We start from the raw sequence: 14345 nt of genomic DNA, 5'->3' as shown, positions 1-14345 counted from the left end.
GGTGACGTCGACCGCTCCGCCGGCTCACGGCGGGGTGTCGCCGCGGCGGGCCGCCGCGTCCAGGAGTTCGGGCAGGTCCTTGAGACGGTCGAGGCCCTTGACGGCCTGCGCGGTACGGTGGTTGGCGGCGAGCCGGGCACGGTGGCGGTGCAGGAAGGCCCAGTAGCCGGCGGTGTAGGGACAGGCGCGTTCGCCGGTCCGGTCGGTGGGGCGGTAGGCGCAGGGGCCGCAGAGATCGCTCATCCGGTGGATGTACGCGCCGCCGGAGGTGTAGGGCTTGCTGGTCATGAGGCCGCCGTCGGCGTACTGGGACATGCCGACGACGTTGGGGAGCATGACCCAGTCGTAGCCGTCGACGAAGCAGCGGTGGAACCAGTCGGTGACCGCCGCCGGGTCCCAGCCGTCCTGGAGCGCGCGACTGCCGAGGACCATGAGCCGGGGAATGTGGTGGGTCCAGCCGGTGTCCCGCACCTGGGCGAGGACCGTGGAGAGACAGCGCGCGGTGACCGCGTCGGCGTCCAGGCCGAGGAACCAGTCGGGCAGGGGAGCCGTGTGGCGCAGCGCGTTGCGGTGGCGGTAGTCCTCACCGAAGTGCCAGTAGAGATGCCAGACGTACTCGCGCCAGCCGGCGATCTGCCTCACGAAGCCCTCGACGCTGTTGAGCGGCGCGTCGCCGGCCCGGTAGGCCTGTTCGGCGCGCTCGACGCACTCCGCGGGATCGAGCAGACCGAGGTTGAGCGGCGCGGACAGCAGGCTGTGGCTCATCACCGGGTCGGCGGTGAGCATGGCGTCCTCGTAGCGGCCGAAGTCGGGGAGGCGGTGGGTGACGAAGTGGCGCAGCGCGGACAGTGCCTCACGGCGGGTGGCGGGGAAGAGTCGCGGGCCGTCGCGGCCGACGAAGGACACCTCGCCGTCGCGCTCCCAGCGGTCGAGGTCGTGGCGGACCTCCTCGTCGATGGAGTCCTCGCGCGGTCGCCAGGGAGCCCGCACGTCGAGGGTGTCGTGTCCGCGCGGCGGGGGTTCACGGTTGTCCTGGTCGAGGTTCCACCTCCCGCCCGTGGGCCCGTCGCCGTCCATCAGCAGGTCGTGCCGTTCACGCACCCAGCGGTAGAACCCCTCCAGCCGCAGACCGCGCCCGGTGCCGCGGTCCGCCCAGGCGGCGAACTCGTCGTGCGGCATGAGGAATCCCCGCGCCGGAAGGATCTCCACTCCGTCGAGCGCGCCGACGAAGTCCAGGGCCCGGCGCGAGGTCGGGTGACAGACCGTCAGACGGGGACTGCCATCGGGTCGTCGGGCGGGCTTGGGGCTTCCGTGGTGAGCATCGGACCGGTGTGACACCCGGCGTCCGAGAGCCTGTTCCAGGCCCTCGGCGTACGTCCTCGACCGGACGTACGTGACCCGGTCGCCGAGTTCGGCGGCGCGGTGCCGCATGGCGGACAGGACGAGATGGGCTTTGGCGCGGTGGAAGCGGCGACGGCTCAGCACCGAGCGCGCCTCGATCATGACCACCGGCGCCTGGGCATCGGGGCCACCGTGTGGAGGGCTGAGGAAGTGCGGACCGAGCTGGTCCCCGAAGAGCCAGTGGGGTCGTGGCGTCATACGGTCTGCCTCTCGCGGTCGTTGCCCCGCGCGCGGACGGGCCGATGGGACTGGGGTCCCACCGGGCGTAGGGCCAGGGGAAGTCGACGCTCCGGGCCGGTTGCCGCCGTCCGGTCGCGGCGGGTGGTCCGGTGGCCGCCTCCGGAGACGGCCGGTACGCCGCGGCGGGCGGGACGCCGCGGGGCGCCCGCCCGGACAGATGCTGTCAGGACCGGTCCGCGCACGCGTGCCGACGCTCCGGCGGACGGTCGGGCGAGTTCGCCGGAGCTGTACGCGTGCCGACGATCCGCGTGACGGTGTGACGGTGTGACGGTGTGACGGCGTGGCCGTGCGGGTGGTCGTGCCGCGGCCTGACAACTTCCTGATATCCGCACGTCATGGTGGCTTCGTGTCCCGTCGAGGAGTCGCACGCCGTCGCGACCGTGCGTGCCTGGCGCACGGCCGCGGGTCGCGCGTCGGCACACCGCGCCGCGTCGGCACCGCGCCGTTCGCACCGGGCCGCCGACCGGTCCCGGTGGGACACACCACCCGACGCGAAAGACGGAGCCTTCATGCACCACACCCGCCCGGCCGCGGCCCTCGCCGTCCTGTCGATCTCGGTCTGCCTGCTGGCCGGCTGCAGCGCCGGACACGGACCCGGAGCCGGGGGAGACGGCGACCGCCCGAAGGCGTCCTCCGTCGCGGCCGGGGCCGCGGACACCCCGCGCATACGACTTGACGCCGCCGACGGGCAGAAGCACGTCTCCGTCAAGCGCGGCGGCCTGGTCACCGTGGAGGGCGGGAAGATCACCAAGGTGACGCTGGCCACCACGAAGGGTGGTGTCGTCCACGGCGCGCTCTCCTCAACCGGCCGTGCCTGGGCGCCCGATGCGGACCTCGACCACGACACCGCCTACCGGATGACGGTGGTCGCCGCGGCGGGCGGCGGCCGTACGACGACGAAGAGGATCGGGTTCACCACGGTCGCCGCGTCCGAAGGGTTCACCGGGACCTTCACCCCCGCCGACGGGTCCACGGTCGGAGTGGGGATGCCCGTCTCGTTCACCTTCGACAAGGCGATCACCGACAGGAAGGCCGTGGAGTCGGCCATCGAGGTCGCCTCCAGCAGCGGACAGCCCGTCGTCGGCCACTGGTTCGGCGCCCGGCGTCTGGACTTCCGTCCGCGGGAGTACTGGAAGGCCCACTCCGTCATCACCGTCAGGATCCGCCTCGACGGGGTCAGGGGCGCGGACGGCGCGTACGGGCGGCAGGACAGGACGGTCCGCTTCACGGTCGGCCGCCGGCAGGTCTCCACCGTGGACGCCGCCACGCACCGCATGACGGTCGTCCGGGACGGCAGGACGCTCAGGACGGTTCCCATCACGGCGGGCGCCCCGAGCTCGACCACCTGGAACGGCCAGATGGTGATATCGGAGAAGCTGACCAGCACCCGGATGGACGGCACCACGGTCGGGTTCGCCGGCCAGTACGACATCCCCGACGTCCCGCACGCCATGCGCCTGTCCACCTCGGGCACGTTCGTCCACGGCAACTACTGGGGCGCCGACTCGGTCTTCGGCCACTCCAACATCAGCCACGGCTGCGTGGGACTCAACGACGTCAAGGGCGGCCACGACTCCCACCAGGACGGCGCCTGGTTCTTCGCCAACTCCCTGATCGGCGACGTGGTGGTGGTGCGGAACTCCGACGACCGGACGATCGCCCCCGACAACGGCCTCAACGGCTGGAACATGGCGTGGGAGCAGTGGAAGGCGGGGTCCGCACGCTGACCCGTGACCCGGCCCGGTCCCGCCGAGGACCCCGCCGGCGTCGCCACTCCGATGCCGGGGCTCCGGACCCCGTACAGGGTCGCGGCCGGCCGTGTCCTGATCGCCATGTGGCGGACGGACGGCCTCCGCGCGAAGCCGGGCCGAGTCCGGCCGAGTCCGGCTGTCCCCGGGGCGGCCACCCCCGAGGCGGCCACCCCGGGCCGCGATCCCGGGCGGCCCGCCCCGGGCCGGGCTCCCGGGCGTGAAGATCGCCCGAAAGGCCCGGAAAGGCTGTTCGGGCGCCGTTCACCGCGATGCCACGCCCATGTCCCCGCGGCCTGAATGAGTGGTTCCGCTCAGTGAGTCACTCGGAGGCACCGGAGGGCTGCCCCATGACCGGGAACGAACCCGAGTCCACCATCAACCGCCGTCGTCTTCTGATCGCCTCGGGCGCCGTCGTGGCGGCCGGCGCGGCCGGATCGGCCGGGGCGTTCCTGCCCCGGCCACGCCGCGCCCAGGCGGCGGAGCCGGTCGTACCCGCCGCCGCCCCGCGGCCCGCGCCGCACGCGACGACCACCCTGGAGACGACGGCCCGCCTCGGCGGAGCCCCGCACACCGGCACCTACCGGCGGCTGGAGTCCGGCCCGGGCTGGCCCGTCGTCGTACGGCAGGACATCGCCCCGTCGCGGGCCGGGCGCGCCGACCGCCGGACCCCGCTCGCGTGCTTCGTGCAGTTCACCGACCTGCACATCGCCGACGTGCAGAATCCGCTGCGCACCGAGTTCCTGCGCTCCCACACGCCCACCGCGTGGCGCGCCCAGGAGGCGCTGACCGTCGCGGGGGCCGTCGCGCTCGTGGAGAAGGTCAACGCGCTCGGCGACGGCCCGCACTCGGGACTGCCGCCGGCGTTCGTGATGACCACCGGTGACAACGTGGACAACAACTCCGCCATCGAGCTGGAGTGGTTCCTCACCGTGATGAACGGCGGCCGGATCACCCCCGGCACCGGGGACCCGAAGACGTACGAAGGCGTCCAGAACTCCGGACTCCCGCTGTACTGGCACCCGGGCGACCCGGCGCTGCGCGATGTCGACAAACGGCGCGGGCTGCCGCTGATCCCCGGTTTCCTGGACGCGGCCACCCGCCCCCTCACCAGCCCGGGCCTGCGGATCCCCTGGTACTCCACCGTCGGCAACCACGACGACCTGCCCGGGGGCTGTCTGTCGCCCGCGCTCGGGGAGATCGCCGTCGGTTCCCGTAAGCTGCTGTCGGTCCCCGACACGGACGCGGCCGCCTACGCCAGGGCGCTCGGTTCCGGCGACGACCCGAAGAGCGAGGTGCTCACGGCGATCCTGAAGAGGCACGCCGCCTCCGCGCGGACGGTCACGCCGGACGAGCGGCGCCGCCTGATCACCCCGCACGACTACCTGACCGCCCATCTCGATCCCGCGCACGCCGGTGCCGGACCGGCCGGCCACGGCTACACCCCGGACCACCTCGACGGCGACCGCATGTACTACGCCTTCCAGGTCGCGGAGAACGTCATCGGGATCAGCATCGACACGACGTACCGCAGCGGCCACTACGAGGGGTCGCTCGGCGACGACCAGATGCGCTGGCTGGAGAAGACCCTGGCGGCGCACAGCTCCCGGTCCTACGACGAGGATGGCCGTCTCGTCCGGCGTCCGGGGGCCGACGACGCCCACATCCTGGTCTTCAGCCACCACCACGGTCCGAGCATGACCCGCCGGCCCGACGCGGCCCGTTCGGACGAACCGCGTCACGACGGAGCCGAGCTCGTCGCCCTGCTCGGCCGTTTCCCGAACGTGGTCGCGTGGATCAACGGCCACAGCCACGTCAACCGGATCACCCCCCATCCGCACGCGACGGCCGCCCGCTCCTTCTGGGAGGTCAACACAGCCTCGCACGTGGACTATCCGCACCACGCCCGGCTGTTCGAACTGGTCGACAACGAGGACGGGACACTGTCCCTGTTCACCACACTCGTGGAGTCCGCCGCTCCGCACCGCACGGCTCCGGACTTCGACGACCTCTCGGCGGTCGGCCTCGCGTCGCTGTACCGGGAACTCGCCTACAACGCCCCCGGACTCGCCGACAGCATGCGGGCGGGCGTCCAGGAGGGATGGGCCGGCGGCGCGGGCGACCGCAACACCGAGCTGCTGAAGACCGTCTCGTGACACCCGCCCGACGGCTCCCCGTGCCTCCGCCGGAAAGAGCGCGCGGGGATGTGCGACCGGCGGGGGCGGGCGCCGGCGGAGACCGTGGCTTGTCTGAAGAATCGCCTGTTGGCGTACAGATTTCTCAAGCTTGTTTGTTCGGTAACCGATGGAAGCGCGGAAAGGACTCCTCCACGAAAGGTTGATGGTCGTGACGTCAGCATCGGTGCGACAACCGCTGGATCTGCTCTCGGTCGCCGTCGACGATCTCCGGGCCGGGCGGCCGGTCGTCGTGGTCGACGACGCGGACCGGGAGAACGAAGGCGATCTGGTCATGGCCGCCGAGTTCGCGACCGCCGAGACCCTGGGCTTCTTCGTCCGCTGGACCAGCGGACTGATCTGCGCGCCGATGGCGCCCGAGGTCGCCGACCGACTGGACCTGCCCCTCATGGTCCCGCCCGTTCCCGGCACCGGCACGGCGTCCACCGACACGACCGCGTACACCGTGTCGGTGGACGCCGTCGGGGTCGGCTCGGGGATCTCCGCCGCCGATCGGGCCCTGACCGCGCGGACGCTGGCGGATCCCGGCACCCGCCCCGACCGGCTGTCCCGCCCCGGGCACGTGTTCCCCCTGCGGGCCCGTCCCGGCGGGGTCGCCGAGCGCCGTGGTCACACCGAGGCGAGCGTCGACCTGCTGCGGCTGGCGGGCCTGTCGCCGGTCGCGGTGATCAGCGAGATCTGCGAGGACGACGGCTCGGTCGCCGGCTCCGAGCGGCTGCGCGCCTTCGCCGACGAGCACGGTCTCACGCTGGTCTCGGTCGAGCAGTTGGCGAACCGGCTACGGCTCTCCGGCACGGCGACGACGTGACCCGTGTGCTCCGGGCGACGGTCTTCGACCTGGACGACACCCTGATCGACACCGGTGACGCCTGGGCGCGGGTGTGCGCGGACTTCGTCGCCTGCCACGGACACCACTGGCGCGCCGAGGACACCGCCGCGCTGCACGGGAACGGCGGCTGGGCGTCGTACGTCGCGGGCCTGTGCGGTGGTGCGGCGGGTCCCGCCGAAGTGGTCGAGGCCTGCGGGGCCGCGATGGCCGCCGCCTGCGCGGCGGGACGGGTGCGGGCGCTGCCCGGCGCACTGGACCTGGTCCGCGAGGCCGGACGGCACGGACCGGTGGGCGTGGCCACGGCCAGCCCCCGCCGCTTCGTCCTGGCGGCCCTCGAAGGGCTGGGTCTGTCGACGATGCTGCGCACCGTCGTGTGCGGCGAGGACGTGGTCCGGGTCAAACCCGCGCCCGAGCCCTACCTGCGGGCGGCCGCCGGGATCGGCGTCCCGCCGTCCGGGTGTCTGGCCGTCGAGGACTCGGCGAACGGCATCCGGTCGGCGGCCGGCGCCGGAATGAGCGTCCTGGCCGTCCTGCGCGCCGGCACGACGCTCCCGCCGGAGGTCGACCTTCTGCCCGTGGCACGGACCCACGGCGCGGCGGAGGCCCTGCCGGTGCTGACCCGGCTGCTCGCGCCCCAGCCCGAGCTCGTGGCCGGGCCGGGCTCCTGATTCCTGACGTTCACCGGGGTGCCCGGCCGGACCGTTCCCGTCCGGCCGGGCACCCCGGCGTCGTCCCGCGACCGACCGTCAGCCCAGGGCGAACTTCTGGGCGGCGGCTCCGTTGCAGTCCCAGATCCGCAGCCGGGTGCCGTTGGCGGTGGCGCCGTCAGGAGAGTCCAGGCAGCGCCCCGACTGCGGGTTGAGCAGCGAGCCGTCGGCCTGTTGCTGCCAGACCTGGCCGCCGGCTCCGTTGCAGTCCCAGAGTTCGACCTGGGTGCCGCTCGCGGTGCCGTTGCCGACGATGTCGAGGCAGCGGCCGAGGGCGTGCAGCCTGCCGTCCGAACTGTGGAACCAGTGCTGGTCCACCGCATAGGACTGGCAGCCCCACAGCTGTACGGCGGTGGCGTTGGACCCGTTGTCGTCCCCCGCCACGTCGACGCAGGTACCGCCCGGACCCACCACGGGGGCACCGCCGTTGACGGCGAACTTCTGGGCGGCCGACCCGTTGCAGTCCCAGATCCGCAGGCGGGTGCCGTTGGCCGTGGCACCGTTCGGTGAGTCCAGGCACCGTCCCGACTGCGGGTTGAACAGCGAACCGTCCGCGCGCTGCACCCACTTCTGGCCGCCGACCCCGTTGCAGTCCCACAACTCGACCTGGGTGCCGTTGGCGGTGCCGTTGCCGATGATGTCGAGGCAGCGGCCGATCGTGCCGAGGGAACCGCCCGCGTTGTGCGTCCAGTGCTGGTCCTCGGCGTAGGACTGGCAGTTCCACAGCTGTACGCCGGTGCCGTTCACCCCGGTGTCGTCCGCGGCCACGTCGACGCACTGGTTCCCGGGTCCGGTGACGGTCCCCTGGGGGCCGTTCGGCACGTCGGTCCGGCCCGCGTATCCGACCGAGACGATGTTCGCCTGCACGGCGTTCTCGGCCGCGTCGGTGGGATAGCCGGAGACCATGACGCCCTCGAAGAAACTGCCCATGTTCCAGTTGCTGTTGTCGCCGCCCGTGCCCAGGATGATGCCGCCCTCCTGCTGCATGGGCCGGTATCCGCCCCGGGAGGGCAGGGCCCCGTCCCACCAGGTCGTCAGGCCGCCGGACTGGGAGTTGCCTCCCTTCAGGGCGTAGGCCGTCTGCCCGTTGTTCTTCAGGACCGCCGTCACGTACGTGCTGTTGTTGCCCTTGTTCGCGGTGTTGGAGCCGTTGTCACCCTGGAACATCCCGTTCTCCAAGTCGGCCTCGACCCAGGGGCCGGAGCCGCTGCACGGCGCGAAGTAGCAGGTGGTGGCGATGGATACGGCGTCCATGTGGCCGTTGCCCGTATCGGCGGGCGTGGACTCGGCGTTGCCGTAGTCGAAGCAGCAGGCGGAGCCGACATGGGTGCCGCTCGCGACCATGTAGGCGCCCTCCGGCTGCCCGTTGACGGCGACACCCGACGCGGCGCCGTGCGACCGGTAGCCGACGCCGGGGGAGATCCAGATCCCGTACACCTTGTGGCCGCCCGCGGTCACCGAGAGCTCACTCGCGTCCGCGCCCCGGTCGGCGCCCATCCCCGCCGTGCCCGCCGGGCCGGGGAACAGGTCGTTGTGGCGGGACGTCTGGTCGTAGACCTTGGAGATGCTGCACGTGGTGTCCGCGCAGAAGGTGTCCTGCCGGCCCGCGTCGGCGTAACCGCCGGCCGACAGCGGTCCGATGTCGGTGCTCGCGCCGTCGGAGACGCGGGTGACCTGATAGAGCGGTCCGCCGTACGCGCCGAACAGCGCGCGGGTGGTGCTGTGCGCGGCGACGCAGGGGGTACCGGCACCGGCGTAGATGTCGCACGGCTGCGAGCCCGCGGCCTGGGCGACGCCGGGGAGGCCGACCAGGGCGGTGACCAGCAGGCCGATGGCGGCGGCGACCGACATCAGGGCCTGCGCCAGTCGGCGCGCCGGCCCGGCGGTGCGCGGGGGGCGGAGACGCGAAGGGGCAGATCTTCTGCTGCGCATATGTGCTCCCAGTGGGGTGATGGAGCTACAACTCGCCCTTCGGACAGCCGAGTTCGCGCGCTGCCTGGCGACTGAGTCGGAAGCTACGCGCGCTGGTCGATTGCGTCAATATTTGTCGCTTTTCATTTTTTCCCTGCTCTCCACCGTGTCCGAACGTGTTGCTTTGCGGCGGCCCTCGGGCGGGAGGGGCGCGGGCCGCGGGCAACCCGCCCCGGCCCGCGGCGGAGACGCTCCCGTGGACGGCCACGAGAGAGGGGGCGAGACCCCGTCGTGCGGGTCTCGCCCCCGTCACCCGGGCGTGGACGCTCAGGTCACTTCAGGCCGAAGGCCCGGGTGACGCGCTGGTCCACACTGTTGCCCCGGGCGTCGCGCGCGGTGGTCCGCAGGGTGACGAACCGTGCCGTGCGTGGCGCGTCGAGACTCGTGCGCCAGCCGTCCCCGACGTGCCGGAGCGGAGCGGCGCGCCAGGTCGCGCCGTCGTCGTAGGAGACCTCCAGACCCACCGTGCGGATCGCCGCGGTGCCCGAGGACGCGGACAGGTGCGACGCGGTGACCGTCAGATCCGAGTGCCGCCCCGCCCTGCCCGAGACATCCGTGCCGACCGCGTAGTCCAGCTGGATCAGGGGCATTTGAACCAGCTCGCCCGCCCCGCCCGCGCGGGAGGTGAAACCCCACTCGGTGCGGGTGGACGTGGAGTAGGGCCCCGCCCACGCGTCACGGTCGTTCTCCGACACCAGCCGGTAGGGCAGCGGTTCGGGCGCGAGGCCCGCGACCGTCATGCTGAGCTGATACCTGCTGGTCTCCTGCACGAGCCGGTCGCCCTGGTACAGCTTGAGGAGGTTGCTGACGCCGAAGTTGCCGTAGGTCGCCCCGAGATGCCCGTTCCCGGAGTCACCCCACGCGGGGATGCCCACGTACAGCGTGTCGTCCTGCCGGACCGGCGCGTCACCGTCGCCCAGACGCGGCCGCTGGACGGGCCCGAACCACCGCACGACGCTCGTCGTCCCCGCGCGGTAGGACTCCGGCTGCGCGTACTGCTGCTGCTCGCCGGGGATCTGGGCCCTGGCCGCCCACCGCTCGCCCGCGGTCACGTAGTCCGTGCGCTCGCCGAGCGCCGGGGCGATCGACGGGTTGAGCGCGCTCGGCCCGGACCGTGCGACGTCCTCACGGTAGTCGAGTGCCCGGCCGGCCCGGAAGTTGCGGAAGGACACGTCGACGCGGGCCAGTTCACGCTGTTCGACCCGGTGGACGGGTTCCGCCGGGACGGCCCCCTTGTAGTCGTGGACCAGTTCGTAGACGTAGTCGGTGGTGGGGCTGGAGCTGACGTCGAGCCGGGTGCGGTTCCTGCCCAGCCCGGCGATGAGCTGTTCGCCCTCGTCGCGGGTCAGGCTCGCGACCGTCAGCGGTGGCGGGTTCGGCGTCCCGTAGGGGGAGTCGTTCCACGGGTCCAGGCGGCCCGTTCCGTCGTTGACGACCAGGAGCAGTCCGGCGCCCGCGGAGACCGCCGCGGCGGCCTGTTCCTCCACCGGCACGGTGTCGTTGCGGCGCACCACGACGGCCCTGCCCCGGGCGTCGAGGGAGCGGTACGCGGAGGCGCCGCCGTCCCCCGCGAACACCGCGTCGAGCCGGTGGCCGCCCCGCGCCAGCGGGGTCGCGCCTCGGTGCACGAGCAGATCGCCGAAGGTCCGGTCCCCCGAGGCCACCGTGAGCGCGGGCTCCTCCGTCCGCCACCGGGTGCCGAGGACGAACTCACCCTCCGCGACCTTCTTGGTGGGCAGGGCCCACACGCTGTCGTACGCGGTGCCGGGCCAGCGCGAGGAGGACGACCAGTCGTCGTCGGCGAACCCGCGGTAGTACTCGATGCGGGAACCGTCGACCGTGCTGGGCCTGGGGGTCACTGTCCTGACCTGGCGGGCCCGGGTCGCGTCGAAGACGGCGGTGCGGTCCTGGTCGAGGACGACGTCCGAGACGGCCATCAGGCCCAGCCCCAGCGAGTGCGGGCCGTGGGAACCCTCCAGGTCGGCCTCCATCCACGCGGTGTACGAACCCGGTGGCAGCCGCAGATCGAGGGTGCCGGACTCGTCGATGCGCACCGGCAGCCACAGCTTCTTCGCGGTGAGGATGACGGTGCCGCCGACCGGCTTGCCGCCGCGGTCCTTCGCCTTCAGCGTCAGCTGGTGGCGTTCGCCCTCCTTGCCGGCGCTGAGCGACGTGCGGGTGAGCACCGTGCCCGACGGACCGGTGGCCGTCAGGAATCCGGCCACCACCTGGTCCTTCGCTATCGCGTCGTAGTGCGCCGTCACCGTCACGGAGGCGGTGCCGTGCGCGGGGACGGTGACCCGCGAGGCCGACAGGGTGAACGGGGCGGCGTCCGTGCCCGAGGCGCGCGCCGTGAGATCGAGAGCGACCGGGTCGCCGGAGGTGTTGGTGTAGGTCACCTCCCGGTCGGTGGACGTCCCCGCGGGCGTCGGCCAGGTGCGGAAACCGAAGTCGGCGCTCCCGGTGGCGAACGTGGTCGCGGTCGTGGTCGTGGCGATGTCCAGACGCCCCGTGCCGCCCTCGAACGGGCTGTACTTCGGCGTCGCCTCGGTCGTGCTCACGAGCGCGTTCTTGAGCTGACGGCCCGTCCAGTCCGGGTGCGCGGCGGCCAGCAGCGCGGCGGCACCCGCGACGTGCGGGGTGGCCATCGAGGTGCCGCTCATGGTCTGGTACGAGCCCGAACCCTCGGGGGAGTACTGGGAGCGCGCCGCCAGGATGTCCACACCGGGAGCGGTCAGGTCCGGCTTGACGGCGCCGTCGCCCGCCCGGGGACCGCGGCTGGAGAAGTCGGCCAGGGAGTCGGAACCGTCCACGGCGCCCACGGTCAGCGCGGCGTCCGCGGCGCCCGGCGCGCCCACCGAGTACCGGTCGGGACCGGCGTTGCCGGCGGCGATGGTGAACAGCGCCCCGGTCTCCTCGCTGAGGCTGTCGACCGCCTGGCTCAGCGGGTCGGTGCCGTCGGTGGGGCCGCCGCCCAGACTCATGCTGATGATCTTGGCGTGCTGGTCGCGCGCGGCCCATTCCATTCCGGCGAGCACCCACGAGTCCTGCCCGTAGCCGTCGTCGGAGAGGACCTTGCCGATGTGCAGCTTCGCGCCGGGCGCGACACCCCGCTCCTTGCCGTCGGAGGCGGCGCCGGTACCGGCGATGGTGGAGGCCACGTGGGTGCCGTGGCCGTTGCGGTCCACGACCGACTCGCCGGGCACGAAGTCCTCGCTCGCGGCGACCTGGCCGGACAGGTCGGGATGGTCCGCGTCCACGCCGGTGTCGAGGACGGCGACATCCACCCCCTTGCCGGTGTTGCCCGAGGCCCATACCTGCGGGGCGCCGATCTGCCGGGTGCTGTCGGCGAGGTCCGCCTTGACCCTGCCGTCCAGCCACACCTTGGCGATACCGGCCTTGAGGGCGGGCCGTGCGCCCGTGTCCCGGGCGGCCGCTTCGGCGCCGCCCCCGGTGACCGACGTCCAGAAGGCGTCCGACCGGTCGGCTCCGAGCGCGGCGCCCTGGATGCTGTCGAGCGCGCGGACCTTGTGGGCGCCCTTCGGTACCGCCAGGGTGCGGGAGCGCGCGGCCGCGTCGGTGTAGGTGACGATCAGCGGCAACCGGTCGCTGTGCGCGTCGTCGTAGTCGTCCGCCAGCAGCCGTGTGACGTTGAACAGTTCCTTGTCCAGGAGTCCGGCGGCGACGTACGGCAGGGCGCTGTGCGGGTAGACGTACGTGTCCTTGCCGGCCTGGTTGGTCTCGAAGCCGGTGTACCGGCCGTCGGGGTCCCTCACGGTCCGGCTCGACGTGCCGTCGGCGGCCCGGGTGACGGTGACCTTGTCACCGGTCACCAGGGTGACGCTGCGGGCGGTTCCGAGTGCCGTGGGCACGTCCGCCGCCGATGCGGTCGAGCGTGCGGGCGAGGGAGGCGCGGGGGCCGCGGAGGCCAGGGCGGGCGTGACGGCCAGCACCGCGGTGGCGGTGCACAGCGCCATCAGCCGGCGTCTGCGGAAGGGCGGAAACGACAAGAGGAACCTCATCATCGTGCGTCGGGACGGGATGCCGAGGATTATGCGATCGCTCCCGACCGCCCGAACTGCCCGCCGCGTGACACAGTTGGGCCATGTCACAGAGCGGACACGCGGGACCGGGGCAAACCGGTGCCATACCCGCCGGTGACGCCGCCAGGGCGCCGGCCCCGCGATCCGGTGCGATTGCGGTCGTATCCGCACGATGACGGCGTGATCGCTCACGGCCCGTCAGAAAGCCCTCGAACAGGGGGATTTCGCCGCCATGGACGTGAGGGTCAGGTCGCCCGGGCGGCCGAGTCGCCGACCCGGAAGGTGTCCTGCGGGACCGTTCGTCCGAAGCCGCGCGCTCGCGTCGGACGCCCCCGATCCGTGGCCGCCGCGCTGTCCGCGCCGGCCCGGGGGCGACCCGCGCGCAGGCATCATCGGCGGCCGCAGGGGTACCTGCGTCCCATGCCACCCCTGTGCATGGAAACGAGGACGTCATGAGTGAACGTCGTGCGGCAGCCCCTGGGGACGGCGGGGGAGCGACGCCGAAGCCGATCCCCAGGGACCTGCCGGATCAGCAGGCGGGGGCCGACGAGGACCCGTGGGACGTCGTCGGTACCCCGGCGCGGGTCGCGGACCAGCGACCGGACCCGGAGATTCCCGACACGGACGAGGCGGGTACCGGCCGTAGGGGCGCGCCGCACTCCGGCAGTCCGCGCCCGGCGTCTCCCGTGCCCGACGAACCGTCGGCCTGACCGTCCGGCGCGCGGCGGGAGTTCCCGCTGTACGACCGCCACGGGGTCCGCGCGGAGCGCGTCCGCTCCGGGGACCACGAGCGGGCTGTCGTGCCCCAGCCGAAAGGAGTGTGACCCGATGGTCACCGTGTCCCTCTCCGGAGCGTCCCAGGAGGACGCGTCCACCGTCTTCGACGTCCTGAGGACGGCGTTCCCCGTCGACCGCCCCGCGGACCCGGTGCCGCAGGAGCAGCCGGGGGATCGCCCCGCCGTGTGGACCGCGGAGTTCGTGCCGACGCAGGAGCGCATCCCCACCGGGCCGACCCCGCTGGCGGGCTCGCTCACCGCCACACTCCAAGGGGGTTACGTCGCCGTGGACCAGCTCCGCGAAGCCCTCAGGGCCGCTTTCGCCGTGGACGAGGAGGGCACGGCGTCGGGGGACCAGGAGAAGGAGGTCGACCTGGTGCTCCGCACGAAGCGGTCGTGACCCTGGGCCGGCACGGCCCGCTCATGCCACGACAC

General features: G+C 72.8%; 8 protein-coding genes. 5 read left to right on the top strand and 3 right to left on the bottom strand.

Annotated elements, in window-relative coordinates; all coding sequences use genetic code 11:
• Positions 1 to 24: 24 nt before the first annotated feature.
• Positions 25 to 1599 carry a cryptochrome/photolyase family protein gene (locus OG776_RS03645; RefSeq protein ID WP_329318840.1) on the bottom strand — a complete coding sequence of 525 codons (1575 nt, stop codon included), beginning with the start codon at positions 1597 to 1599 and terminating at the stop codon, positions 25 to 27.
• 551 nt (positions 1600 to 2150) lie between these two features.
• Here OG776_RS03645 and OG776_RS03640 point away from each other — a divergent pair.
• The 4 genes from OG776_RS03640 to OG776_RS03625 all read left to right on the top strand — a co-directional run bounded on the left by OG776_RS03640 (position 2151) and on the right by OG776_RS03625 (position 7081).
• Positions 2151 to 3368: a L,D-transpeptidase gene (locus tag OG776_RS03640; RefSeq protein WP_329318838.1), complete on the top strand. Its 1218-nt coding sequence runs from the start codon at positions 2151 to 2153 to the stop codon at positions 3366 to 3368.
• A 371-nt stretch (positions 3369 to 3739) separates the two neighbouring features.
• On the top strand, positions 3740 to 5545 hold the full coding sequence (locus OG776_RS03635; RefSeq protein ID WP_329318836.1) for a TIGR03767 family metallophosphoesterase: 1806 nt from the start codon (positions 3740 to 3742) through the stop codon (positions 5543 to 5545).
• 190 nt (positions 5546 to 5735) lie between these two features.
• On the top strand, positions 5736 to 6392 hold the full coding sequence (ribB, locus tag OG776_RS03630) for a 3,4-dihydroxy-2-butanone-4-phosphate synthase (RefSeq protein ID WP_329318835.1): 657 nt from the start codon (positions 5736 to 5738) through the stop codon (positions 6390 to 6392).
• Positions 6389 to 7081, top strand: coding sequence for an HAD family hydrolase (locus OG776_RS03625; RefSeq protein WP_329318833.1), 693 nt, complete (start codon positions 6389 to 6391; stop codon positions 7079 to 7081). The genes ribB and OG776_RS03625 overlap by 4 nt, the downstream gene beginning before the upstream one ends.
• A 78-nt stretch (positions 7082 to 7159) precedes the next feature.
• On the opposite strand, the gene OG776_RS03620 is transcribed toward OG776_RS03625, so the two are convergent.
• Together OG776_RS03620 and OG776_RS03615 are read right to left on the bottom strand one after the other, a co-directional pair.
• Positions 7160 to 8971: an arabinofuranosidase catalytic domain-containing protein gene (locus OG776_RS03620; protein WP_329326325.1), complete on the bottom strand. Its 1812-nt coding sequence runs from the start codon at positions 8969 to 8971 to the stop codon at positions 7160 to 7162.
• A gap of 392 nt (positions 8972 to 9363) precedes the next feature.
• Complete coding sequence (locus OG776_RS03615; RefSeq protein WP_329326324.1) at positions 9364 to 13101, bottom strand: S8 family serine peptidase; 3738 nt, start codon at positions 13099 to 13101, stop codon at positions 9364 to 9366.
• Positions 13102 to 13962: 861 nt separating this feature from the next.
• On the opposite strand from OG776_RS03615, the gene OG776_RS03610 reads away from it, so the two are divergent.
• Positions 13963 to 14310, top strand: coding sequence for a hypothetical protein (locus OG776_RS03610; RefSeq protein WP_148011442.1), 348 nt, complete (start codon positions 13963 to 13965; stop codon positions 14308 to 14310).
• Positions 14311 to 14345 lie beyond the last annotated feature (35 nt).

This window comes from Streptomyces sp. NBC_01689, from assembly GCF_036250675.1.
Classification (GTDB): Bacteria; Actinomycetota; Actinomycetes; order Streptomycetales; family Streptomycetaceae; genus Streptomyces.
The sequence above is the reverse complement of the archived record's forward strand: the minus strand, read 5'-3'. Positions and strand labels throughout refer to the sequence as shown.

Excerpts from the sequence above, each read along its gene's own strand:
- OG776_RS03640 (WP_329318838.1), top strand. The coding sequence starts at position 2,151 with ATGCACCACACCCGCCCGGCCGCGGCCCTCGCCGTCCTGTCGATCTCG.
- OG776_RS03620 (WP_329326325.1), bottom strand. The coding sequence starts at position 8,971 with ATGTCGGTCGCCGCCGCCATCGGCCTGCTGGTCACCGCCCTGGTCGGC.
- OG776_RS03610 (WP_148011442.1), top strand. The coding sequence starts at position 13,963 with ATGGTCACCGTGTCCCTCTCCGGAGCGTCCCAGGAGGACGCGTCCACC.
- OG776_RS03645 (WP_329318840.1), bottom strand. The coding sequence starts at position 1,599 with ATGACGCCACGACCCCACTGGCTCTTCGGGGACCAGCTCGGTCCGCAC.
- OG776_RS03635 (WP_329318836.1), top strand. The coding sequence starts at position 3,740 with ATGACCGGGAACGAACCCGAGTCCACCATCAACCGCCGTCGTCTTCTG.